General features: G+C 59.9%; 20 protein-coding genes, 1 tRNA gene and 1 pseudogene. 8 read left to right on the top strand and 14 right to left on the bottom strand.

What is annotated here, in order from left to right; genetic code table 11:
• Position 1 precedes the first annotated feature (1 nt).
• The 4 genes from Q1W40_RS08755 to Q1W40_RS08740 are packed head-to-tail and all read left to right on the top strand — an operon-like array spanning position 2 to position 3394.
• On the top strand, positions 2-868 hold the full coding sequence (locus tag Q1W40_RS08755; RefSeq protein WP_300711005.1) for an ABC transporter ATP-binding protein: 867 nt from the start codon (positions 2-4) through the stop codon (positions 866-868).
• 35 nt (positions 869-903) lie between these two features.
• On the top strand, positions 904-2139 hold the full coding sequence (locus tag Q1W40_RS08750; protein ID WP_300711004.1) for an ABC transporter substrate-binding protein: 1236 nt from the start codon (positions 904-906) through the stop codon (positions 2137-2139).
• Positions 2140-2170: 31 nt separating this feature from the next.
• The gene (locus Q1W40_RS08745) at positions 2171-3085 is read left to right on the top strand and encodes an NAD(P)-dependent oxidoreductase (RefSeq protein ID WP_300711003.1); all 915 of its coding nucleotides are present in this window, start codon (positions 2171-2173) and stop codon (positions 3083-3085) included.
• A 6-nt stretch (positions 3086-3091) separates the two neighbouring features.
• On the top strand, positions 3092-3394 hold the full coding sequence (locus tag Q1W40_RS08740) for a DUF1330 domain-containing protein (protein WP_300711002.1): 303 nt from the start codon (positions 3092-3094) through the stop codon (positions 3392-3394).
• A 79-nt stretch (positions 3395-3473) separates the two neighbouring features.
• On the opposite strand, the gene Q1W40_RS08735 is transcribed toward Q1W40_RS08740, so the two are convergent.
• The 6 genes from Q1W40_RS08735 to Q1W40_RS08710 are packed head-to-tail and all read right to left on the bottom strand — an operon-like array spanning position 3474 to position 9822.
• Positions 3474-4598 carry a CaiB/BaiF CoA-transferase family protein gene (locus Q1W40_RS08735; RefSeq protein WP_300711001.1) on the bottom strand — a complete coding sequence of 375 codons (1125 nt, stop codon included), beginning with the start codon at positions 4596-4598 and terminating at the stop codon, positions 3474-3476.
• Positions 4595-5524, bottom strand: a complete 930-nt coding sequence (locus tag Q1W40_RS08730) for a LysR family transcriptional regulator (RefSeq protein ID WP_300711000.1) — start codon at positions 5522-5524, stop codon at positions 4595-4597. Before Q1W40_RS08730 ends, Q1W40_RS08735 begins: the two co-directional genes overlap by 4 nt.
• Positions 5525-5526: 2 nt before the next feature.
• On the bottom strand, positions 5527-7473 hold the full coding sequence (locus Q1W40_RS08725; RefSeq protein WP_300710999.1) for a hypothetical protein: 1947 nt from the start codon (positions 7471-7473) through the stop codon (positions 5527-5529).
• A gap of 21 nt (positions 7474-7494) precedes the next feature.
• Positions 7495-8247: a glucose 1-dehydrogenase gene (locus Q1W40_RS08720; RefSeq protein WP_300710998.1), complete on the bottom strand. Its 753-nt coding sequence runs from the start codon at positions 8245-8247 to the stop codon at positions 7495-7497.
• Positions 8248-8257: 10 nt separating this feature from the next.
• Positions 8258-8593 carry an EthD family reductase gene (locus Q1W40_RS08715; RefSeq protein ID WP_300710997.1) on the bottom strand — a complete coding sequence of 112 codons (336 nt, stop codon included), beginning with the start codon at positions 8591-8593 and terminating at the stop codon, positions 8258-8260.
• A 32-nt stretch (positions 8594-8625) separates the two neighbouring features.
• On the bottom strand, positions 8626-9822 hold the full coding sequence (locus Q1W40_RS08710; protein WP_300710996.1) for a CaiB/BaiF CoA-transferase family protein: 1197 nt from the start codon (positions 9820-9822) through the stop codon (positions 8626-8628).
• A gap of 232 nt (positions 9823-10054) precedes the next feature.
• Here Q1W40_RS08710 and Q1W40_RS08705 point away from each other — a divergent pair, with 232 nt between their 5' ends.
• Positions 10055-11023 (top strand): Bug family tripartite tricarboxylate transporter substrate binding protein, encoded by a 969-nt coding sequence (locus tag Q1W40_RS08705; RefSeq protein WP_300710995.1) that lies wholly within the window; start codon positions 10055-10057, stop codon positions 11021-11023.
• Positions 11024-11192: 169 nt separating this feature from the next.
• Here Q1W40_RS08705 and Q1W40_RS08700 read toward each other — a convergent pair.
• Positions 11193-13061, bottom strand: a pseudogene (locus Q1W40_RS08700) (carboxyl transferase domain-containing protein); the annotation flags it as partial.
• A 562-nt stretch (positions 13062-13623) separates the two neighbouring features.
• Here Q1W40_RS08700 and Q1W40_RS08695 point away from each other — a divergent pair.
• Together Q1W40_RS08695 and Q1W40_RS08690 are read left to right on the top strand one after the other, a co-directional pair.
• Positions 13624-15150 (top strand): TolC family protein, encoded by a 1527-nt coding sequence (locus tag Q1W40_RS08695; RefSeq protein WP_300710994.1) that lies wholly within the window; start codon positions 13624-13626, stop codon positions 15148-15150.
• Positions 15138-15881: a helix-turn-helix transcriptional regulator gene (locus tag Q1W40_RS08690; RefSeq protein WP_300710993.1), complete on the top strand. Its 744-nt coding sequence runs from the start codon at positions 15138-15140 to the stop codon at positions 15879-15881. Before Q1W40_RS08695 ends, Q1W40_RS08690 begins: the two co-directional genes overlap by 13 nt.
• Positions 15882-15940: 59 nt before the next feature.
• On the opposite strand, the gene Q1W40_RS08685 is transcribed toward Q1W40_RS08690, so the two are convergent.
• Positions 15941-16016 (bottom strand) — tRNA-Arg (locus Q1W40_RS08685).
• A 141-nt stretch (positions 16017-16157) separates the two neighbouring features.
• Between Q1W40_RS08685 and Q1W40_RS08680 the strand changes: the two genes are divergently transcribed.
• Positions 16158-16679 (top strand): c-type cytochrome, encoded by a 522-nt coding sequence (locus tag Q1W40_RS08680; protein ID WP_300710992.1) that lies wholly within the window; start codon positions 16158-16160, stop codon positions 16677-16679.
• Positions 16680-16720: 41 nt separating this feature from the next.
• On the opposite strand, the gene Q1W40_RS08675 is transcribed toward Q1W40_RS08680, so the two are convergent.
• The 6 genes from Q1W40_RS08675 to atpG all read right to left on the bottom strand — a co-directional run bounded on the left by Q1W40_RS08675 (position 16721) and on the right by atpG (position 21713).
• Positions 16721-17263 (bottom strand): DUF2946 family protein, encoded by a 543-nt coding sequence (locus Q1W40_RS08675; protein WP_300710991.1) that lies wholly within the window; start codon positions 17261-17263, stop codon positions 16721-16723.
• The gene (locus tag Q1W40_RS08670) at positions 17256-18269 is read right to left on the bottom strand and encodes an alpha/beta fold hydrolase (protein ID WP_300710990.1); all 1014 of its coding nucleotides are present in this window, start codon (positions 18267-18269) and stop codon (positions 17256-17258) included. The genes Q1W40_RS08675 and Q1W40_RS08670 overlap by 8 nt, the downstream gene beginning before the upstream one ends.
• A gap of 1 nt (position 18270) precedes the next feature.
• Positions 18271-18720 (bottom strand): nuclear transport factor 2 family protein, encoded by a 450-nt coding sequence (locus Q1W40_RS08665; protein WP_300710989.1) that lies wholly within the window; start codon positions 18718-18720, stop codon positions 18271-18273.
• 179 nt (positions 18721-18899) lie between these two features.
• Positions 18900-19313: a F0F1 ATP synthase subunit epsilon gene (locus Q1W40_RS08660; protein ID WP_108326836.1), complete on the bottom strand. Its 414-nt coding sequence runs from the start codon at positions 19311-19313 to the stop codon at positions 18900-18902.
• A 70-nt stretch (positions 19314-19383) separates the two neighbouring features.
• Entirely contained in the window at positions 19384-20787 is a 1404-nt protein-coding gene (gene atpD / locus Q1W40_RS08655; protein ID WP_300710988.1) for a F0F1 ATP synthase subunit beta, read from the bottom strand.
• Between the two features lie 38 nt (positions 20788-20825).
• Positions 20826-21713, bottom strand: a complete 888-nt coding sequence (atpG, locus tag Q1W40_RS08650; protein ID WP_108326835.1) for a F0F1 ATP synthase subunit gamma — start codon at positions 21711-21713, stop codon at positions 20826-20828.
• Positions 21714-21770: the final 57 nt, after the last annotated feature.

The following is a 21770-nucleotide window of genomic DNA, read 5'->3' as shown; positions in this document are numbered from 1 at the left end:
CATGAGCGACAACGCCCCCTCCCCCAAGCTGCGCCTGACTGGCGTGACCAAAAGTTTCGTGGCACCACGTACCGGCCTGAGCACGCTGGCCGTGGCCGAAATGAGCCTCGACATCCAGACCGGTGAATTCATCTGCATCGTCGGACCTTCGGGTTGCGGCAAATCGACGGTGCTCAACATGATCGCTGGCCTGGACGTGCCCACGGGCGGCCTCATCGAAAAAGACGGACAAGCCATTCGTGGCCCTGGCGCAGACCGCGGCGTGATGTTCCAGGACTACGCCCTCATGCCCTGGCAAACGGTGGAAGACAACGTGGGCTTTGGCCTGCGCCACGGCACCCCCGGCGAAAACCTCAACAAAGCGCAACGCAACCAGCGCATTGCCCACTTCATCGAACTGGTGGGCCTGCGCGGCTCGGAGCACAAATACCCGCACCAGCTCTCGGGCGGCATGCGTCAACGCGTGGCGCTGGCCCGTCTGTTGGCCAACGGTCCGGACATCCTGTTGCTCGACGAACCGCTGGGCGCACTGGACGCGCAGACGCGCCTGATCCTGCAAGCCGAGCTGCTGCGCATCTGGGGCGAGACCTCACCGGTCACCGAACGCAAGACCGCCGTCTTCATCACCCACGACATCGAAGAAGCGGTGCTGTTGGCCGACCGCGTGGTGGTCATGAGCAGCCACCCAGGCCGCGTGCGTGAAGTGGTCACCATCGACCTGCCTCGCCCCCGTGCAGGCACCGCTCGCACGCATCCGCGCTTTGGCGTGCTGGTCGAACAGATCTGGTCGCTCATTCGCGATGAAGCCTACCGCGCCATCGGCGGTGACGAATCCTTTGCCCAACCCACCGAAGAAGCCACCGCTTGAGTGGTCCATCCATCACAACAACCCAGGAGACAAGCATGAACACACCTCAATTTCCCACTTCCCGCCGTGGCCTGCTCATCGGTGGCGCTGCCGCCGCAGGCCTGTCCGTTGCACCGGCCTTTGTACGCGCGCAAAACGCACGCCGCGCACTCAAAGTGTCCATCGGACGCATCCCATGGGCTGCGGGCAATTCGCCCATGAGCCAGTACATGATCAACAACAAGCTGATGGAAAAGCGTGCGGCCGAATTCGGCTACGACCTGACCATCGACTGGCGCGAGTACCCGACCGCATTGCCCATGGTGGAAGCCATGGTGGGCAACAACCTGGACATCGGCATGTGGGGCAACACGCCCATCACGCGTGGGATTTCCAGCGGCCTGCCGATCAGCCTGCTGTGCGTGGGCGAAGGCCACCTGCGCTTCCTGATCACCACTCGCAAGGGCTCACCGATTCGCAACCTGCAGGACCTGCGTGGCAAGACCGTGGGCGTGTCGCTCGGCGGTGACCCGCAAAGCGCGCTGTTCCAGATGCTGATGTTCGAGCTTGGCGTGCAAGACATCAAGGACACCGGCATCAAGTTCGTCAACATGCCCACCCACGCGCAAGCCGCTTCGGTGCCTACTGGTGTGGACGCCACCTGCACGATCTACCCGGCCTACCTGGCTGCGCAGGCCAGCGGCACGGTCGCGATTGCCAACTCTTTTGGCTTCACCGAAGAGCACTATGACGGCCCCGCCGGCAAAGGCGCAGGCCACATGCTGGCCAGTGTGAAGAAGTCGCCCTTCTTCCCCGACGGCTACTACCTGCACCGCTCGTTCTGGATCGGTCGCAATGGTCTGATCGACCAGCACCCGCAAGTGGTGGTGGCCTTCCTCATGGCCCAGCAAGAGGCTGTGGCCGCGCTGACCGCCATGGACGCTGGCGCGGTGTCGCAACTGGTCAAGGACTACTGGAAGCTCGACGCCGCGCAAGGCGCCAAGGTCGTCAAGGACGATGTCTTGTTCTCGCGTGGCTGGTCTTGGCCCACCGAAAACGATGCCCGCGCTGTGCTGGAAACCTCCAAGTTCATGGCTGGCAACAAGGTCATTGACAAGCCCTTGCAGTGGTCACAGGTCAAAGACGCTTTCTCGCGCTCTGCCCCGCTGATCCGCCAGGCCTATGAGCGTCTGGGTGCCAAGCCAGGCAACGCTGAATTCACCCGCACCGATGTGGCCGATTTGCGTGGCCGCCCGGTCTGGGAAATGGACAAATGGTCCGATCGCAGCTGAAATTTTTTAAAACCACGACAGGAGATACCACATGAAAGTCGGATTCATCGGATTGGGTGTCATGGGCGCGCCCATGGCCCTGAACATCCTCAAACACGGCCACGAACTCACCGTGTTCGACCGCAGCCCCGAAGCCATCGCGCGGCTGGTCAAAGCCGGTGCACGCTCGGCGGCCACCGCCCGTGAAGTGGGCGCAGCCAGCGAGATCGTGGTCACCATGCTGCCCGAACCGCAGCACGTCGAGCAAGTCGTGCTGGGCGCCGATGGCTTGGTCGAAGGTCTGCCTGCAGGCGGCATCGTCATCGAGATGAGCACCATCGATCCGGCCACATCGCGCCGCGTGGGTGATGCGCTGCGCGCACGCGGCATGGAGCTGGTGGACTCGCCCGTGGGCAAAACCAGCGAACACGCTGTGACCGGCACACTGACCTTGATGGTTGGCGGCAACCAGCCCGCCATTGAGCGCGCCACCCCCGTGCTCAACTGCATGGGCACCGACACCTATTACTGCGGCGGCCCGGGCACCGGCCACGCGATGAAAATGACCAACAACCTGTTGGCCACCACCATCATGGTCGCCAACACCGAGGCCCTGGCCATCGGCGTCAAAAACGGCCTGACGCTGGAGCTGATGCAAGAAGTCATGCGCACCACCATGGCCTGGAACCAGCAGTTTGCCGTGGCCATGCCCAAGAAGGCCTTTGTCGGCGACGACAGCCCCGGCTTTGCCATTCGCCTGGCTTGCAAAGACGTGCGGCTGGCCTGCGAAGCCGCCGAGCAAATGGGGTTTACGGCCTCGGTGGGCCGTGGCGCGCAAGCCACCATGGACCGCGCCATCGCCATGGGTCTGGGCGACCGCGACACCGCTGCACTGATGTTCATCCGCGAAAAAGAACTGGGCATCGAAATCCGTCAACAACCTGCTGCCTTGCAAAAGGCTGCTTGAGAGGACATGCCCGTGCCCGCCTACGTCATCAATGACATGGAGATCACGGACCCGCTGCGGTTCGAGGAATACAAACGCCTGTCGCCCCCCACCGTGGCGGCCTATGGCGGACGGTTCCTGGCCCGTGGCGGTGAAGTCTCGCCCCTGGAGGGCGACTGGCAGCCCAAGCGCCTGGTCATGCTCGAATTCCCGAGTGTGGCTCAGGCGCACGCCTGGCTGAATTCACCCGAATACGCACCGGCCAGACGTTTGCGTCAGCTGTCGGCCAACTCCCGCATGGTGGTCATCGACGGCATGCTGCCCGGCTGACACGCTCGCACACCTGCTCTGCCCTGTTGGGCAGCGTCAGCACCCCACAAGCCTTTCTTGGTTTGTAGGGTGCTTTTTTTCAGCTCAAGCCCGGCAACACACCATGCTCATTGACAGCAGGGGCGCTGCTCAGCTTGGCCCCATCATCTTGCCAAGGGGTCATGCACGCAGGCGCTGGCACCTCGACGGTCCGGCCGCGCACCTGAATTTGGCGCGTGCGCAATTGAGGATGGTGTATCAAGTCCAGCACCGAATTGATGGAGCCGAAAGGCGTTTGCGCCTCGGTCAAACGATCAGCCACTTCGCCACCGGTCAGGCCGCCGATCACCGCCTGAATCATGTCTTCGATTTGGTCACGGTGAAGGCCTCTTGCTGCACTGCTGGCAAAGCGCACATCATGCGCCAGCTCAGGCTGCAGCAACACATGCTGACAAAAGGCCTGCCATTCACGGTCGTTTTGCACGGCCAAAACGACTTCATGACCATCCCGGCAGGTGAAGGCGCCGTAAGCGGCAATGCTGGGGTGCTTGAGGCCACCGCGCTGAGGTGCGGCCCGGCCATAGCGTGCCTGCAAATAAGGCACAGCCATGAGCTCTGCCGCTGAATCGAACAAGGACACATGCAAGGCACTGCCCTGGCCCGTGCGCTCACGCAAGAACAGCGCCTCCAGGATGCCCTGTGCCGCATTCATGCCTGCGGCAATGTCACAGATCGACACGCCAATGCGGCCCCAGGGTCCGGGCGCACCGTTGACCGAGACCAAGCCGCTTTCGGCCTGTACCAGCAGGTCATAGGCCTTGAGGTCTTGCATCGGTCCGATCTCACCATAGCCCGTGATGTCACAGGTGATCATGCGCGGAAAGCGCTCGCGCAAGCTGGCCGAGCCCAGCCCCAATCGCTCGGCCGCACCGGGCGCCAGGTTCTGAACAAACACATCCGCCTGCGCCAGCAAGGCCTGCATCTGCGCATGGTCGGCCTCCTGCCTCAAATCCAGCGCCACCGACTCCTTGCCCTGGTTGATCCAGACAAAATACGAAGACTCGCCGTACACCTCACGGTCGTAGTCGCGTGCGAAATCGCCTTCGGGCCGCTCGACCTTGATGACGCGAGCCCCAGCATGGGCCAGACGGCTTGAACAATAAGGCGCGGCAACGGCATGCTCCAGCGATACCACCAACAGGCCCTGCAAAGGTTGAAGACTCATGATGCACTCCCTTGTGCTGCCCCATCGGTCTCGGGCAAATGTCCTCGATCACACAAAAAATCCAGCAGCTTGGCCACAGACGGCATGCCCGCTCGGTCTTTGCGCACACACAGCAGCATGCGGCGCTCGGCCCAAGGGTCACTGAAAGGACGCACTGTCAAGTCCAGCCCTTTGGCCAGCACACGTGCGGCCTGCTCCGGCAACAGCCCCAGCCCCAGCCCCGCCTCGACCATGTGGCAAATGGCTTCGAAACTGCGCACCTGAATGCGCAGCTGCAAAGTCCTCTGGGCAATGACGGCCTGTGAAGCCAGCAGCCGGGTCATGGACGAGCCGCCCTCCAGGGTGATCAATTCATCGTCCAGCACATCATTGAAACTCAGCGTATCAAAAGCGGCCAGCGCATGGTTGTGGGGCATCACCACCGCCAGGCGATCCTGGCAATATGGGCGGGTCTCCAGACCCTCAACCGAGGTGCCTTCGACCACGATGCCCACATCGGCTTCAGCGGATTGCAATCCACTCACAATTTCCTCGCTCCAGCGTTCTTGCATGATCACTTTCACATCCGGGTTGTGGTGGGCGAACGCAGCCAGATCGTTGGGCAAGGTGTCGGTGATCACCGAAGTATTGGCCAGCAGGCGCAAGGCGCCTTTGCGGCCGTTGGCATGGTCACGCATTTCAGCCTGCATCTGGTTGAGTTCGACCAGCAAAGCGCGTGCATGCGGCAGCAAGGATGCCCCGGCGGCGGTCATCTCCACACCGCGTGAAGAGCGCTCGAGCAAAGTGGTGCGAAAGCGGTGTTCCAGCAAAGCCATGCGGCGGCTGGCCGCCGCCAAACCGATATGCGAAGCCTCTGCTGCCTTGGTCAGGCTGCGCAGTTCGGCAGCACGCACAAACAAGGCCAGAGAATCGATATCAGGGAGCATCTTCAGCCTCCGTGTAAAGGGTGGAGGTCAATCCGGACCAAACCATAAGGCGGGAGGGCCAGATCAACGGGACAGTCACCCAACTCACGCCAGGGACTGCTTGTGGGCGAGTCGAGGTATTGCAACCAGGACTCGGCGTCAAGGCATGCCCATTTCGAAAATGGGCGGCCATGTGACCAGCGCAAGGTTTGCGCTTGTGCACCGAGGTTGGCCAGCAGAATTTGCCAACCTCGCCCATTGTGGCCTGTGATGGCGGCCAATGGCCACCTCGGTGTGGATGTACGCAGACCACCCTCCGCATGCAGCAGCACATTCTGCAGGGTGTGCCAGCGCAAACAAACGGCCAACAAAACCGCCGAAGGCGTCATCTGCCAGGCATCACCGGCCTGCCACCACAAGCCATCCTCACCAACCAAGGCCGGCAGGGTCACCGCCTGCACGCGGGCTTGAGCGGCCGCGGCCAGATGACCCAGCAACCAGGCCGCACCGAACAGGCCGCGACTGCGCGGATCACGGGACGCCAAGGCCATGCGCTTTTGACCATCGCTGCACGGCTGACGCCCCAAGGGGCTTGCACGTGCCGACAAGCGGCTGGGGCCCAGATGCCAGTCGCGTCCAGGATGCCTGCTTCGCGCCGTCTCCAGCATCGAGGGCAGGCTTTGCAGCCCGTTCATCACGGCTTCGTCATCGGCACCATGCACGATGGGGCAGACCGTGAAGCCCATGAAATCCTCACCCCCACTGACTTCAAGCCGGTTCAGTTGTGCAAAGAAATGTGGCGTGCCCCCACCAATCGCCGAAGCCGGGAAAAGCTGTCGCAAAAAGCGGGTCGCCTGCGCGCCACAGGGCAAAGCCGCCACCGAAGCGGGCACCACACCGACCCGCGCCAGCTGCTGTGCAAGCGCACGGCACGAAATGTCTGCTGGACCGCCGTCGCCGAGCCCCTCAGGGCCGCACAGATCCAGCCTCAGCGCAGCACCGGCGGCTTGCAACAAGCTGCGCACGCCCGGCCCATCAACGGCATCGCTGAGTGTGCCGGGCCACAGCGTGAGGTGCAAGAATGCCGGACGCCACTGCGCCAATACGTCCAAGATCCAGGCCTCAGGACTGCGCGTCATGTCGGGCGTGATGGCCAGACCCAAACGCATGGCGGGCGCTGCATCCTGCTTCAACGGCCAACGCAAATTTGGCATGGCCACAGAAGGCGCCACCTCAGGCGGCTGCCCCAGCAAACGCAAATGCAGCTCACGCGTCCAGGACTGGCCTTGCCGCAGCACATAGGGCCTGGGCATGCTGTTGGAGCGGCTGTAGGTCTTGAAAGATGCATCCGCGTTGTTGCGCTGGTCTTCCAATTCGTAATCTTCGCCGGGCAAATGGGCCTCAGCCCAATGCCCTGGCGCGTATTCGTGACGCAAGCTGCGCACCGCCATGAAAGGCGGCCAGGCAGGCACTTCTTGCGGCAAGCTGGACCGACTGATCCGACCGTCCACATGCAGCACTTCCACAGCGCAACCTGCTGCCGACATCGGGTGCATCAACACCCAACCGCATCGGTTGCTCAACAGGTCGTGGCTCGGCGTCGCCTGGGCCACCCCATGCAAGCGGCCATCGGCATCGCCCCGAACCTGCAGGTCGAGCCCAATGCAGGCCCCTTCGGCAGGCTGGCCCACAACATCCTCTGGCGCACAGAGAATGTGACCGCGCAAGCGCAGCACAAAGCCTTCACCTTCGATGTCGTGGCTCAATACCTCGAACACCGGTTCGGGCGTGCCCCAGCCAACATCCCTGAACAAAAAAGCCAGCCCATGCCAGACCTCATGGCCATGGGCATGCACCGGCCCGAAACGCCCACCCACCAGCTCGAACGACAGCGGCCCGGCACGCAGCGTCAAGCGCTGCGGCAAAGGCTCGTCACAACCGTACAGTGCCAGCCGCTCAAGCGCCGACATGGTGGACTTTCGGGCAAACCATCAAATGGTGCGACCACCGTCCACCGGCAATTCGACACCGGTGATGAAGGCCGAGGCATCGCTGGCCAGGTACAAGGCCGCTTGCGCCACATCGTTGGGCGTCGACATGCGGCCCAGCGGAATGCCTGCGGTGATGCGCGCACGCGCTTCGGGGGTGTCGGCTGTGCCCAGGAACTGTTCGATCAAACCGGTCGCGCCCATCACTGGGCAGATGGCATTGACACGAATACCGTCGGGCCCCAATTCAGCGGCCATCGACTTCGACAACAAATTGACCGCGCCCTTGGAGGCGTTGTACCAGGTCAAACCGGGCCGTGGGCGCAAGCCAGCAGTCGAGCCAATGTTGATGATCGAGCCCTGCTTTTGCTCACGCAAGAGGGGCACCACCGCACGGCTCATGTGGTAGATCGACTTGACGTTGACATTGAAGACGCGGTCAAAGGTGGCTTCGTCCACGTCGAGCATGGGCTGGTTGCGGTGTGTGGTGCCTGCGTTGTTGACCACAATCTGGGGCGCACCGAACTGCTGCACACAGGCATCGACGGCCGCTTGCACATCCTGGGCACGCGAGACATCGCACTGGACGGCATGGGCTGCTGCGCCAAGGCTGGCGGCCACGGCCTGGGCACGTTCGAAGTCCAGATCGGCGATCAGCACGCGCGCGCCTTGTTCCACGAACAGACGGGCAATGCCTTCACCAAAACCAGCGCCGCCGCCGGTCACGATGGCAATTTTGTTTTGCAAGGATTTCATGTTCACCCCTTCAAGGCCAGAGCATCTGGTGCTCGACCGAGATGATGGGCGAGACATCCTTGGCGAAGTTTGGCAAATCGGCCAGCAAGGTCTTGCCTTCGGGGCTGGACAGCGAACTCACCAAGGCCTCCTCGGAGTCAAACCACAGTTCGGAAAAACCGTCGTAGTCGAAATGCGGAAAACGCGCACGGTCCACCAGGTTGACCGAATAACGGCGCAGGCCCGGCAACTTGAGGCACAAGGCCGCGTGACGCTTGAGCCAGTGCTCGGTGAATTCCTGGTGGCTCATGCCGTCCTTGCATCGCAAGATGCCCAGGCGTTTGACGTAGGTTTGAGGGGTGCTCACAGGGGTTTCTCCATTCAGAAATCAAAAGGGTTTCAAAAGACAGGGGTGTCGGCGGTGGCAAACTCGGCCCGCAAGGCGGCACCGTGTTCGTCGATTCGCGGCGCTGGTGGATAGTCGGCGTCTTCCCACGCCACCTGCCAGGGCAGTGCGGGCACTCGGGCATGCTGCTGCCCCACAGGCATGACACGCGTGCGCAATTGCGGGTGTTGCATCAGGTCATACACCGAATTGACGTTGCCGTACGCGGTCTGGGCCGCCGTCAGGCGGTCGATGACTTCACCACTGCCCAGTCCGCCAAAGACATCGCTCACCAGACCATCGACAAACGTGCGGTGGGCGCAGCGTGACGCATTGTTGGCGCAGCGGGGGTCTTGCAGCAGATCGGGGCGCCTGAGCACCTGGCGGCAAAACTCGGCCCACTCACGTTCGTTCTGGATCGAAATCACCAGCTCACGACCATCGGCACAGGTGAACACACCATAGGGCGTGATGGATGGGTGTTTGAGCCCGACACGATCGGGGGCACGCCCACCGTACTGGGCCTGCAGATACGGCACGCTCATGAGTTCTGCCGCTGAATCGAACAGCGACACATGCACCCCACTGCCCTGGCCGGTCACGGCACGTTGCAGCAAAGCCTGCTGGATGCCGATCAGCGCATTCATGCCAGCGGTGATGTCGCACAGCGACACACCAATGCGACCCCACTCGCCCGGTGCGCCACTGACCGCAATCAAACCCGACTCGGCCTGCACCAGCAAATCGTAGGCTTTCATCTCTTGCTGCGTGCCGTGTTCGCCGTAACCGCTGATGTCGCAGGTGATCAGGCGCGGATGGCGTTCGCGCAACTTGGCCGAACCCAGCCCCAATCGGGCCGCTGCACCCGGTGCCAGGTTTTGCAAAAACACATCGGCACCCGCGATCATGCGTTCAAGCACGACCAGGTCTTTGGGCTGCTTGAGGTTCAACGCCACCGACTCCTTGCCGCGGTTGATCCAGACAAAATAAGTGGACTCGCCGTGCACATGGCGGTCATAGCCGCGCGCGAAGTCACCCTCCGGGCGCTCGATCTTGATCACACGGGCCCCTGCATCGGCCAAACGACTGGAGCAATAAGGCGCCGCAACGGCTTGCTCCAAAGCCACCACCAGCAACCCTGCCAGGGGTTTGGGTTTGGGTGTGGATTTGGCTTTGGCCTGGCTTGCGCGGGCGCGGTGTGAATCGGTCATGGACATCTCGGTGAAACCCGTCTTTCAACTTCTGCAACGATTGTGGGGACCAATCCGCCATTGTGGAATTGCCAATGTTCAAAGCGAGCCTTGCCCGGCATGAAACACAAGACAAACCGATTGCACCCAGATGCCCAGGCCTGGGAAGCACCGCCCCACTGGTGTCGACCGGCCAGACGGGCGAACGCAAGTGATAAATTCGGAAGATCTTCTTTGGCCCTCGGAGCCCTTCATGACATTGTTCTCGCCCGCACGTCGCCGCCTGGTTCAAGCCCTGGCGCTCAGCAGCCTCATGTTCAGCGCCCTGGCGCAGGCCGACACCATCAAGCTGATGGTCGGCTTTCCTCCTGGTGGGGGCACCGATGCCATCGCCCGTTTGCTGGCCGACAAACTCAAGGAGCCGCTGGGCGCCAACGTGATCGTCGAAAACAAGGCCGGTGCCGGTGGCCAGATCGCCGCGCAAGCCCTGAAGGCCGCACCCGCCGACGGCACGGTGCTCTTTTTGTCGCACGACCACACCATCTCGATCCTGCCGCAAGTGATCAAGAACCCCGGCTTCAACCCCGCGCAAGACTTCACACCCGTGGCCGGCTTTGCCACCTTTGTGAACGGCTTGGCCGTCTCGGGCGGCACACCCGCGAAGACCTTCAACGAATACGTCGCCTGGGTCAAGACCAAAGGCAAGGACACCGTGGGTGTGCCAGCGCCCGCCTCGGTGCCTGAATTTTTGGTCAAGGTGATCGGCGAGAAATACAAGCTCGATCTGGCCGCTGCGCCCTACCGTGGCAGCGCCCCCATGATGGCCGACATGCTGGGCAACCAGATCGCTGCAGGCGTGGCCTCGGTGCCCGATTTCATCGAAAACCACAAGGCCGGTAAAGTGCGCATGGTCGCCCTGCTGGGCAAGAACCGCCAAGCCCTCTTGCCCGATGTGCCCACCTTTGCCGAACTCGGTCTGAGCGGTTTTGAGGACCTGCCCTACTACGGCATCTTCGCGCCCGCCGGCACGCCCAAGGCCGTGATCGACCGCACGTCCGAAGCCGTGGCCAAAGTGCTGGCGCAATCCGATGTGAAAGCCCACCTGAGCGCCATGGGCCTCACAGTCGGCCACATGACGCCCCAGCAACTGGGCGCCCGCGAAAAAGCCTACACCGCCACCTGGGCCCGCATCATCAAGGCCAGCGGTTTTCAGGCGCAATAAGCCTGCTGAGGGCATACATCGGCGCTGCCTCCCGACCTGCACAAATGGCGTCATTGCGAGCGCAGCGCGGCAATCCAGTGTGTGAGGCCCGCTGAAGCTGGATTGCCACGTCACTTCGTTCCTCGCAATGACACGGCATTGGCAGGTCGGAGCTTTAGCTCCGACAGGCTCACCAGGTATCGATGGCCAATGGCCCTGCAGCTGGCGCGACTCGCCCTGACTGCAAACCGGCCACCAGCCACTGGCGGGTGTCGGCCGGGTCGATCACCGCGTCGATCTCCAGTGTGGTGGCCATGTTGATCGCGCTGCCGTTGTCGTATTGCTGGGCCAGCAGTTCGTCAAACAAGGCCTCGCGCTCGGGGCCTTCGGGCACGGCCTCCAGTTCTTTGCGGTAACCCAGGCGCACCGCGCCTTCCAGGCCCATCGCACCAAACTCACCGGTGGGCCAGGCCACATTGCACAGCGGTTCGTGAAAACCGCCTGCTGTCATGGCCATCGCGCCCAGGCCGTAGCCCTTGCGCAAGACCACGCTCAAGTAAGGCACCCGCAAATGGGCTGCCGCGATGAACATGCGCGAGACGTGGCGCACCTGCGCTTTTTCTTCCATGTCAGGCCCGACCATGAAGCCGGGCGTGTCCACCAAGCTCACGATGGGCAAGCCATGCGCGTTGCAAAGCTGCATGAAACGCGCCGCCTTGTCGGCCGCATCGGCATCGATCGCACCGCCCAGATGCGCCGGGTTGTTGGCCAGCATGCCCACGGGCCGGCCTTCGATGCGGCACAGCGCGGTGTGGATGCCCAGGCCAAAGCCGGTGCGCAACATCAGCAGACTGCCCACATCGGCGATGCCCTGCATGGCGCTGCGCGTGTCGTACACACGCAAGCGGTTTTCGGGCACCACTTGGCGCAAGGCCTCTGCCGGGGGCGCTTGCCAATCGCCCTGCGCACCCTGAAAAAACGACAGGTAATGTTTTGCCGCAGCCACCGCCTGCGCTTCGTCGTCCACCAGCACGTCGATCACACCATTGCCATGCTGCACCGCGCTGGGGCCAATCTGCTCGGGCTTGAACACGCCCAGGCCCCCGCCTTCGACCATGGCTGGGCCGCCCATGCCAATGTTGCTGTCCTTCGTGGCGATGATCACATCGCAGCACCCCAAAAACGCCGCATTGCCCGCAAAGCAACGCCCGGCCACCACGCCGATCACCGGCACCTGGCCATTGAGGCGGGCAAAGGCGGCAAAGGTCGTGAGGTTGAGTCCGGCCACGATGGCCACGTCCACATCGCCGGGTCGGCCACCGCCGCCTTCGGCGAACAGCACCACCGGCAACTTGTTTTGCAGCGCAATGGCCAACATGCGATCGGTTTTCTGGTGGTTGCGCATGCCTTGCGTGCCGGCCAGCACCGTCGCGTCGTAAGACATGAGCACCGCGCGCTGACCCTTGATCTGGCCGATGCCAGTCACCATGCCGTCGGCAGGCGTGTTGCGCACCAGGTCGTCTGCAGATCGGCGGCGGCTTTGCGCGGCCACGGCCAGGGCACCGTATTCGATGAAGCTGCCCGCATCGCACAAGTCGGCGATGTTCTCGCGCGCCGTGCGCAAGCCCAGGGCATGGCGCTTGGCCACAGCTTCGGGACGCTGCGCGTCTTGCGTGAAGGCTAGGCGCGTTTGCAGTTTTTGCAGATCGGCGCGGATGTGCGGGGCACCGGATGTCGCACTGGATGTCGCACTGGGTGTCGCACCGGTTAAGGCGCTGGGTAAGGCGCTGGTCGCAACAGGCTCAGATGATGGCGCGGCATCTTGCGCCGTGTGCACCGCATCGTGCGCTGCGACGGGCTGCAAACAGCCCAGCGCCTCGCCCTCGTTGACCGACTCACCGGGCTGAAAAAACAGCTCGCCCAGACGGCCCGCCTGCGGCGCCCGGATCTCATGCTCCATCTTCATGGCTTCCACGATGACCAGCACATCGCCCGCGGCGACCACGTCGCCCGCCTGCACGAGCCACTGCACCACTTGCGCCTGAAGGGGAGATTGGATGTTTTGCATGCGGCCATTGTGCGAGCCCCCCCATCAGCCAACGGTCAGGTGCGAGACAAACTCCAGCGTCTAATTTAATGTCCGGAAGATTTAATTTTCAGCCTGTTGAGCGCACGCTGGCGCGTCTATTGAAATGTCGAAAATTTCTCAGCTTCTTCAATTAGCATTTATTGATAAAAACATAAATATCAATTATTCCAGTGAAATCGATAATTAATTTGAGTTACCTAATGAAGATCGACTCGAATCTTCATTTTTAATTGGTAAAAAGTCTTTTATGATTACATTGGTTTACAAAACAATGTTTAAATTTGATATTTGAAAATAGATATCAGATCTAATCAATGACTCAGAAAAATTATCCGAAGTCTGTTTCGTGCCAAATACCCCAAATCCGCCAATTGGCGTACGCCAATTGGCGGATTTACAAATAAGCCTTATTACCGAAAATTGCATTTTTAACGTAATTTGCATTTGCCAGCTGATGTTTCAACTTGTTCGTCAAAAACTGAGTCCTTTGCTTCGGCCTGTTCTGCGGCACCGCCTGTGCAACGCAGGCGGGATGAAACTGACTGTTTTGGCATGCGCAAGTGGACTCGGCCTCTCCAGTTTGGAGGCTCAGACTTTGCCTCAAGTGGTGGAGCGTGCCTTGCAAGTCTATCCATCGATCCAAACTGCCAATGCCAAAGCGCAGGCCGCACAGTCGGACATCGCTCGTGCAAGGAGTGCGCATCAACCGCAAATTGGCGTCACAGCTTATGGCAACCAATATGGATCCGGGTCTATACCTTCGTCGCTTGGCCGCACTACGATTTCGCCCACAGCCAAACTGAACTTGTGGTCTGGCGGCAAGATCGAAGCGGAGGCTCAGCGTGCCGAGGCGCTGACCAAAGCGGCCGAACAGCAGCGCGATGGCACGCTCGAAGATGTGGCCCAGCAAGCTTCTGAAGCTTATTTGAACTGGGACAAAACGGCAGATTTGTACAGTCTGTCTGTACGCAACTTGAATTCGCACCGGGAAACACTGGACGACATTCAGAAAATTTCTCAAGTCGACACGGGGCGACGCATTGACTACGAGCAAGCGCTGGTTCGCATGGAGAACGCCTCATTGGCTTTGCAACAGCGCAAAGCAGATTTGGCCCAAGCCATGCAAAAACTCCGACGATTCTGGGCAGAGGACATGGACGCTCGTCCTGTTGGACTGGAGGCAGCGCTTGCAGAAAACGGCGTCCTTGGGCAAATACCCATGAGCCTGGCGCAGGCCGTACAGCGCGTCACTGACGACTTGCCAAGCATTGCGCAATACAAAGCACAAGTGGTGGCAGCCGAAGCGGCCGTCCGTATGGCCAAAGGACAGTACTGGCCAACTGTCGATGCGGCCATGTCCCGCCAGTACAACACAAATACTCTGCGTTTTGAGACCTTCACGCAACTACAGGTCAATGCACCTGTGTTCAACGGGGGCGCGACTTCAGCTTCCGTCGAGGCCGCTCAAGGACAGCTCAGAGCAGCTCAATTCGCGCTCGAAGAAGCTCGCCTGCTGGCACGCGAGAAAGCGGCTCTCGCTTGGCAGGAATGGGCATCCGCCCAATCTCGAGCGGGCGTTGGATCCACGCAATCAGACGTGGGCGACAAAGTTGTTGAAGGCTACCAAAACGCATCTCGCAGCGCGATGGGCGTTGCCATCAAATCCATGATGAAACCACGGGTCACTGTGGTCGTCGAAAGCGCTCAATTGATGTCTCAATTGATGCTCGCCAGTGCGAATTGGCAGTTTGCAGCCGAGGTCACTTTTTTTGACTCTGTCACAGAAGGTTTATTGGATTTGTCCAGCAATCGGCCAGACATGCTGGTTGTTGAGATGTCCATGCCACGCGCGCAACAAGAAAAAACCCTCCAGGCGCTCGAAAACTTCAATAACCGTGGACGTGCACCTCTGTCGGTTGTTTTGGTGACTGAAGAAAAAGACCTTTTGTCCAAACACACAAGCGGCACAACCAACTCCATCCAGGTGGTCTCTGGTCCCATGTCACCCATTTGGATGCACGCCTATCTCACCGGGGTGGTCGCTTCATGTCAGATTTGAAATTCAACCAACCCTTGAAGCCCTCGGCTCTGGTTCGAAAATCAGGCTCTCCTGGGGGTACGCGCACCTTGCAAAACGCCAACAGGGAAGCGCTGCACTTGTTGGGGCAGCCCATGGATACACCAGGGGACCCAAAAGGGCGCGTATTGCGTCAATTGCGCCTCCAAGTTGGCATCGATCCATCCTTACTTGCAACCCAAGCATGCATGTCCTTGTCACAGCTTTATGAGCTGGAGGAGGGCGGCTATTCTCGCTTCTATTCTGATTCTTTACGCCGTCAGGCGGGCCGCCGTGTAGCTCAACTGCTGGGGGCTGATTGGGATACGTTGGGGGACGATAAGAACGAACCCGTACGCGCAACCACATCCAATGTGGTGCATTTGCAGCGACCGTCTACGGTTGCCGCTTCACAGAATGCTGGGGCGACCACTTCACAGACATACGGCGAACATGAACCCCGTATCACCATGACGGCCGATGAGCCGCACCAACTTTCATCGGTCAAGGATACGCAAGCCGTTGCCATGGGACTGACAACCCCGGCCAGTGAGACTTTGCTGGTTGATCCCAACACACCACCCTACATGGCAGATATTGCAACGGATTCTCAACGCAAAGAATCCAGCTGGGGTGGCATAGTCCTCACCTTGCTGCTGATCACCGCTGCAGGTGCTGCAGGTGCTTACGCTTTTGTGGAATACAGCCCATACCGTCTTTATTGGCCTTGGTGAACGAGCAACAAGCCAGACACCAAACTAAGAGCCATCGAAACAGATGCCGTCTTAGCGTTTGGTGCGGCTGGCGGGGATCGAACCCACGACCCTTGGCTTCGGAGGCCAATACTCTATCCACTGAGCTACAGCCGCATCGCTGTTGGTGACTCGCATTATCTCACGGCTGAACTCTTTCATATTGGCTTGCAAGCTCCGTGAAGGTTGGACCGCTATAATGCCCGGTTGATTCCGGTCAATTCACAGGCCCACGGGCCAGCCCAACAAGAGGATGTCATGAGCGACAACAGCCACGATCAACACGAAGCCCACACCGGTCCGGTGAAAACCCCCAAGCAGATGCTTTTGCTCAGCTTGGCTTCTTTCATCATCCCTGTGTTCATCATCATCGGTTTGGTGTTTTACGTCACTTCTGCCAACAAAGAAGCACCAGGGGCCAGCGATGCTGAGCGTTCCGTCGCTGAACGTATCCAAAAAGTTGGCACCGTTGAAGTGCGTGATGCCAACCGTCCCTTGAAGGCTGGAGAGGAAGTTTACAAAGCACAGTGCGCGGCTTGTCACGCCACGGGTGCTGCAGGCGCACCCAAGTTTGCTGATGCAGGCGCTTGGGGTGCACGCATCAAGCAAGGCTTGGCGACTTTGACCACTTCTGCCCTCAAAGGCAAGGGTGCCATGGGCGCTCAAGGCGGCGGCGACTTCAATGACACCGAAATTGCACGTGCTGTGGCTTACATGGCCAACAACGCTGGCGCCAAGTTCGAAGAACCCAAGGCACCTGCCGCGGAAGAAAAGAAATAAGTTCTTCAGCCTCTCAAAAAAACTGGCTTTGGCCGGTTTTTTTATGCCCCACTTTCAAGCGCTTGCGGGCTGAGCACAAAGTGGAAGCGCTCGGGCAGATCTTGCGCCAGGCATTCTTCTGGCGTCCATAAGCCCTGCTCCACCGCTTGAGCCACTTGCCCGACATCCAAGCTGTGCACCAAGCCAAACCCCAATGGCGTATCCAAGTACACACGCCCCACATCGTCCAGCAGGCAAGCCAGCACAGTGGTGCATTGCCCTGTGTGGGCGGTTGGCAAGAAATGTTCATCCAATCGCCAGATGAATGGCGCGACTTCCAACTCGATGTAAACGCGTTGCGGGCCATTTTGAAAATACCAGCAACCTTGTGCGTCGCATTCGTAATTGCGGTCAATGAAAGCCATCAGCTTCTCATGCTTCAAGGCTGAGCCTTTGGCGCCGGCAATCCCACTTTGGAAAGCGCCCAACATTTGTACGCGGTCATCGCGCATGTACCACTGCCCGCGACTGTCCAAGCCCAACCAACCATGGCAATCGGGCACATGGGGCCATTTGGCCATGGCTTGACGCACCAGATCATCCATGTGCATCTTCCTTCTCACTCAAGGTTTGATGGGCCGCACGCATGAGCCAAGCCCCAACGGCATCTGGCAGGCAACGCACTTGACCGGGCCAGATGCCCTGAGCAAAGCCCACATGCCCCCCTTGGGCTGGCTGCCACAAGGTCACCGACGTTGATACATCACGCGTTTTCGGCAGACTGTGCGCCGGCACAAAGGGGTCATTCAGCGCGTTGAGCGCAAGTGCAGGAATGCCAATCTGCCCCATCAAAGGCTTGGCCGATGCGCGCGCCCAATAATCGTCTGTGTTCTTGAACCCATGCAGGGGCGCCGTGAACACATTGTCAAATTCGTACAAATTCCGGGCCGCCATCAATCGCTTGCGGTCAAACAATCCTGGGTGCTGCGCCCATTTGGCCAACGCCTTGGGCTTCATGGACCGCAAAAACATGCGGGTGTAGACCTGACGATTGAAGCCCTGCCCAATGGCGTGACCACTTTGCGCCAAATCAAGCGGGGCGCAAATGGAAGCCACAGCATCCGCTTTGACTTTCGCATGCTGACCGTGCTCTGCGGCCCAACGCATCAGTGCATTGCCGCCCAACGACACACCCGCTGCAAGCAACACTTGCCCACCCTGGCCTTGATGCGTTTGCCTCATGCGCTGCAAGATCCAATCGACCTCCTGGTGGTCGCCAGAATGGTAAGCACGCGGCCCTTCGTTGAGTTCACCGCTGCAGCCCCTGAAATGGGGCAATGCGAAGTGGACATCGTGTTCAGCGGCCCAGTCCGCAAACGCCTCGGCATAGTGACTTTGCGAGGACCCCTCCAACCCGTGGAAAAGCACAAGCAATGGTCTGGCGCCACTGCTCGCGTGTTGTCTGTCGACATCCACAAAATCACCATCTGGCGTTGTCCAACGTTCACGCAACCAAGGCTTGGCCTCGCCCTTGCGCCTTTGCGCGTAAAGGGCAGGCCAGATGGTTTGGGCGTGGCCCCCTGGCAGCCACGCTGGCGCTTTGTAATGCATGTCAGTGCAAGACCTTGGGTTTCACACCTTGGTCAAGCGCTTCGCTCGATGTCCCTGGGCTGGTGTGGTGTGCGACCAGACGCCAGCCTTGCGGCGTTTTGTGGAAAACGTTGGTGGCGATGACCCAGGCTTGTTGCGGGCCTTGCGGCGTGATGACCTCCACACGCTCAACCAAGTGATGCACCTCACTGGCCAATGACTGGATTTTGTGGATACGCTCCGGAAATGCCTGCACGCTGCCATTGGCAAACATGGCTTCGAATGCCGCGCGTATGGCACCGGCCCCCACCAGGCGCGGACCACCAGGATGGACACAGACAATCTCATCCTCTTCTGCCCAACAGCCCATCAACTGCCCGATATCCGCGTTGTGCAAAGCCTCATAAAAGGCTTGCTCGATGTCATCGGGGGTTCCGCCAACAATGGCCGCTTGCAATTTGGTGCGTTTCATGGGCAATGGCTCAATCTGATCTGAATATCGAATTGTGCCGGTTTCAGCCTTGACTTGCAGCACCGCTCCGCGCCATGGGCGTTGATCTGTGTTGCGACTCACGCTGGGTACCCCCAAAAGAAAAACCCGGCCACATGCGTGAACCGGGTTTTTGAAAAAGGCCAGCGTCAGCGGGTCTTTTATTTCTTGCGGTATTTGCGCAGTGCAGACAACTGCGCTGCCAAAACAGCCAGTTCCGACTGGGCACGAGCCAAATCAATTTCACTGCTGGCGTTGCGAAGGGCTTCTTCGGCTGCTTGTTTGGCAGCGTTGGCCTTCTCTTCGTCGAGGTCTTTGCCGCGGATGGCGGTGTCGGACAGCACGGTCACGCAGTCAGGCTGCACTTCCAGAATGCCACCAGCAACGAAAACAAACTCCTCGCCACCGTCAGCCGTCTCAATGCGAACCGAACCGGCCTTGATGCGGGTGATCAGCGGGGTGTGGCGGGGGTAAATGCCCAGCTCGCCAGACTCACCGGGCAAGGCCACAAACCGGGCTTCACCCGAGTAGATGGACTCTTCGGCACTGACCACATCAACGTGGATGGTGTTCATGTTTACTCCTTAAAAAGGTGCATTCAAGCGGGCTACGGGAGGGCTGGATCACCCAACCCGTGGCACTGCTTTAAGCTGCCTTTTTGGCCTTTTCGAAAGCTTCGTCGATGGTACCGACCATGTAGAAAGCTTGCTCTGGCAGGTGATCGCACTCGCCAGCCACAATCATCTTGAAACCACGGATGGTTTCAGCCAATGTGACGTACTTGCCGGGGGAGCCGGTAAACACTTCAGCCACGTGGAAAGGCTGCGACAGGAAACGCTGGATCTTGCGGGCACGGGCCACGGCCAGCTTGTCTTCAGGGGCCAGTTCGTCCATGCCCAGAATGGCGATGATGTCGCGCAGTTCCTTGTAGCGCTGCAGCGTGCCCTGCACCGCACGGGCGGTGTTGTAGTGGTCTTCGCCGACGACGTTCGGGTCGAGCTGACGCGAGGTCGAGTCGAGCGGATCCACCGCAGGATAGATACCGAGCGACGCGATGTCACGCGAGAGCACCACGGTGGAGTCCAAGTGAGCGAAGGTGGTGGCCGGGGATGGGTCGGTCAAGTCATCGGCTGGCACGTAAACGGCCTGGATGGAAGTGATCGAGCCAACTTTGGTCGACGTGATACGTTCTTGCAGACGGCCCATTTCTTCGGCCAACGTAGGCTGGTAACCCACAGCAGAAGGCATACGACCCAACAAGGCGGACACTTCGGTACCGGCCAATGTGTAGCGGTAGATGTTGTCCACGAAGAACAACACGTCTTTGCCTTCGTCACGGAAGGATTCGGCGATGGTCAGGCCGGTCAAAGCCACGCGCAGACGGTTGCCTGGTGGCTCGTTCATCTGACCGTACACCATGGCCACTTTGGACTCAGGCAGGTTCTCGAGGTTCACGACGCCGGAGTCGGCCATCTCGTGGTAGAAGTCGTTACCTTCACGGGTACGCTCACCCACACCAGCGAACACGGACAAGCCGCTGTGCGCCTTGGCGATGTTGTTGATGAGTTCCATCATGTTCACGGTCTTGCCCACACCGGCACCACCGAACAAGCCCACCTTACCGCCTTTGGCGAAGGGGCAAACCAAGTCAATCACCTTGATGCCGGTTTCCAGCAGTTCTTGCGATGGGCTCAGTTCGTCGTAAGCGGGGGCTTTGCGGTGAATGGAAGCCGTGAGTTCCTGGCTGACAGGACCACGCTCGTCGATGGGGGCACCCAACACGTCCATGATGCGGCCCAGTGTGGCTTTGCCCACTGGAACGGTGATGGCTTTACCGGTGTTGGACACGATCAGGCCACGACGCAGACCGTCGGAAGAGCCGAGCGCAATGGTACGCACGATGCCGTCGCCGAGTTGCTGCTGCACTTCCAGGGTCAGCGCAGAGCCTTCCATTTTGAGTGCGTCATAAACCTTGGGCATCTGGTTGCGTGGAAACTCCACGTCGACCACAGCGCCAATACACTGAACAATTTTTCCTTGGGCTTGCATTTTTCGCTCCAAATAATTTGAATTTGCTGAACTGGGAATCAACCGCTGATCGCGGCTGCGCCAGAGACGATTTCCGACAGTTCTTTGGTGATGGCTGCTTGGCGGGTCTTGTTGTAAACGAGCTTGAGCTCGCCAATCACATTGCCAGCGTTGTCTGTAGCGGCCTTCATGGCCACCATGCGTGCAGCATGTTCTGAGGCCATGTTTTCTGCCACGGCCTGATAGGCCAAGGCTTCGGCATAACGGATCAACAAATCATCGATGACCGACTGGGCATCGGGTTCATAGATGTAATCCCATCCATGAGCCGAAGCACCCGCTGCCTTGGTGTCTGCTTCCATTTTGGAAGAAGACAAGGGCAGCAACTGGTCGATGGTGGGCACTTGCGCCATGGTGCTGACAAACTTGTTGTAGCACAGGTACACAGCGCTCACCTCACCTGCGGCATAAGCGTCGAGCAGCACCTTGACGGGGCCAATCAACTTGTCCAGATGAGGCTTGTCGCCCAGATGCGTCACATGCGCCACCACTTTGGCGTTGACGCGGTTCAGGAAACCCAAACCTTTACCGCCAATCGCCACAGCCTGGGGCGTCTTGCCTTCAGCTTGCACTTCACGCAATTTACCTGTCACGGCGCGCAGAAGGTTGGTGTTCAAGCCACCGCACAAGCCTTTGTCCGTGGTCACCACAATGAAGCCGACGGACTTGCCGTCGTTTTGCTTCATGAAGGCGTGCACGTACTCAGGGTTGGCCTGCCCGAGATGAGTCGCAATGGTGCGAATCTTCTCGCTGTAAGGACGGGCCGTGCGCATACGCTCCTGCGCCTTGCGCATCTTGGAGACGGAAATCATCTCCATGGCCTTGGTGATCTTCTTGGTGTTTTCCACCGATTTGATCTTGGTGCGTAGTTCCTTGCCCGATGCCATCAGCGGCTCCTTTTGATCAGGTAGAAATTAAGCAAAGCTTTTCTTGAAAGCGGCCAC

The sequence above is a fragment of the Limnohabitans sp. genome, assembly GCF_030158565.1.
In the GTDB taxonomy this organism is placed as follows: Bacteria; Pseudomonadota; Gammaproteobacteria; order Burkholderiales; family Burkholderiaceae_C; genus Limnohabitans_A.
The sequence above is the reverse complement of the archived record's forward strand: the minus strand, read 5'-3'. Positions and strand labels throughout refer to the sequence as shown.

What these genes read in the sequence shown, in the direction of transcription:
- Q1W40_RS08740 (WP_300711002.1), top strand. Translation starts at nt 3,092, where the DNA reads ATGCCCGTGCCCGCCTACGTCATCAATGACATGGAGATCACGGACCCG.
- Q1W40_RS08755 (WP_300711005.1), top strand. Translation starts at nt 2, where the DNA reads ATGAGCGACAACGCCCCCTCCCCCAAGCTGCGCCTGACTGGCGTGACC.
- Q1W40_RS08735 (WP_300711001.1), bottom strand. Translation starts at nt 4,598, where the DNA reads ATGAGTCTTCAACCTTTGCAGGGCCTGTTGGTGGTATCGCTGGAGCAT.
- Q1W40_RS08665 (WP_300710989.1), bottom strand. Translation starts at nt 18,720, where the DNA reads ATGAAACGCACCAAATTGCAAGCGGCCATTGTTGGCGGAACCCCCGAT.
- Q1W40_RS08660 (WP_108326836.1), bottom strand. Translation starts at nt 19,313, where the DNA reads ATGAACACCATCCACGTTGATGTGGTCAGTGCCGAAGAGTCCATCTAC.
- Q1W40_RS08680 (WP_300710992.1), top strand. Translation starts at nt 16,158, where the DNA reads ATGAGCGACAACAGCCACGATCAACACGAAGCCCACACCGGTCCGGTG.
- Q1W40_RS08730 (WP_300711000.1), bottom strand. Translation starts at nt 5,524, where the DNA reads ATGCTCCCTGATATCGATTCTCTGGCCTTGTTTGTGCGTGCTGCCGAA.
- Q1W40_RS08695 (WP_300710994.1), top strand. Translation starts at nt 13,624, where the DNA reads ATGAAACTGACTGTTTTGGCATGCGCAAGTGGACTCGGCCTCTCCAGT.
- atpD (WP_300710988.1), bottom strand. Translation starts at nt 20,787, where the DNA reads ATGCAAGCCCAAGGAAAAATTGTTCAGTGTATTGGCGCTGTGGTCGAC.
- Q1W40_RS08670 (WP_300710990.1), bottom strand. Translation starts at nt 18,269, where the DNA reads ATGCATTACAAAGCGCCAGCGTGGCTGCCAGGGGGCCACGCCCAAACC.
- Q1W40_RS08725 (WP_300710999.1), bottom strand. Translation starts at nt 7,473, where the DNA reads ATGTCGGCGCTTGAGCGGCTGGCACTGTACGGTTGTGACGAGCCTTTG.
- Q1W40_RS08750 (WP_300711004.1), top strand. Translation starts at nt 904, where the DNA reads ATGAACACACCTCAATTTCCCACTTCCCGCCGTGGCCTGCTCATCGGT.
- Q1W40_RS08745 (WP_300711003.1), top strand. Translation starts at nt 2,171, where the DNA reads ATGAAAGTCGGATTCATCGGATTGGGTGTCATGGGCGCGCCCATGGCC.
- Q1W40_RS08710 (WP_300710996.1), bottom strand. Translation starts at nt 9,822, where the DNA reads ATGACCGATTCACACCGCGCCCGCGCAAGCCAGGCCAAAGCCAAATCC.
- Q1W40_RS08675 (WP_300710991.1), bottom strand. Translation starts at nt 17,263, where the DNA reads ATGGATGATCTGGTGCGTCAAGCCATGGCCAAATGGCCCCATGTGCCC.
- Q1W40_RS08690 (WP_300710993.1), top strand. Translation starts at nt 15,138, where the DNA reads ATGTCAGATTTGAAATTCAACCAACCCTTGAAGCCCTCGGCTCTGGTT.
- atpG (WP_108326835.1), bottom strand. Translation starts at nt 21,713, where the DNA reads ATGGCATCGGGCAAGGAACTACGCACCAAGATCAAATCGGTGGAAAAC.
- Q1W40_RS08720 (WP_300710998.1), bottom strand. Translation starts at nt 8,247, where the DNA reads ATGAAATCCTTGCAAAACAAAATTGCCATCGTGACCGGCGGCGGCGCT.
- Q1W40_RS08705 (WP_300710995.1), top strand. Translation starts at nt 10,055, where the DNA reads ATGACATTGTTCTCGCCCGCACGTCGCCGCCTGGTTCAAGCCCTGGCG.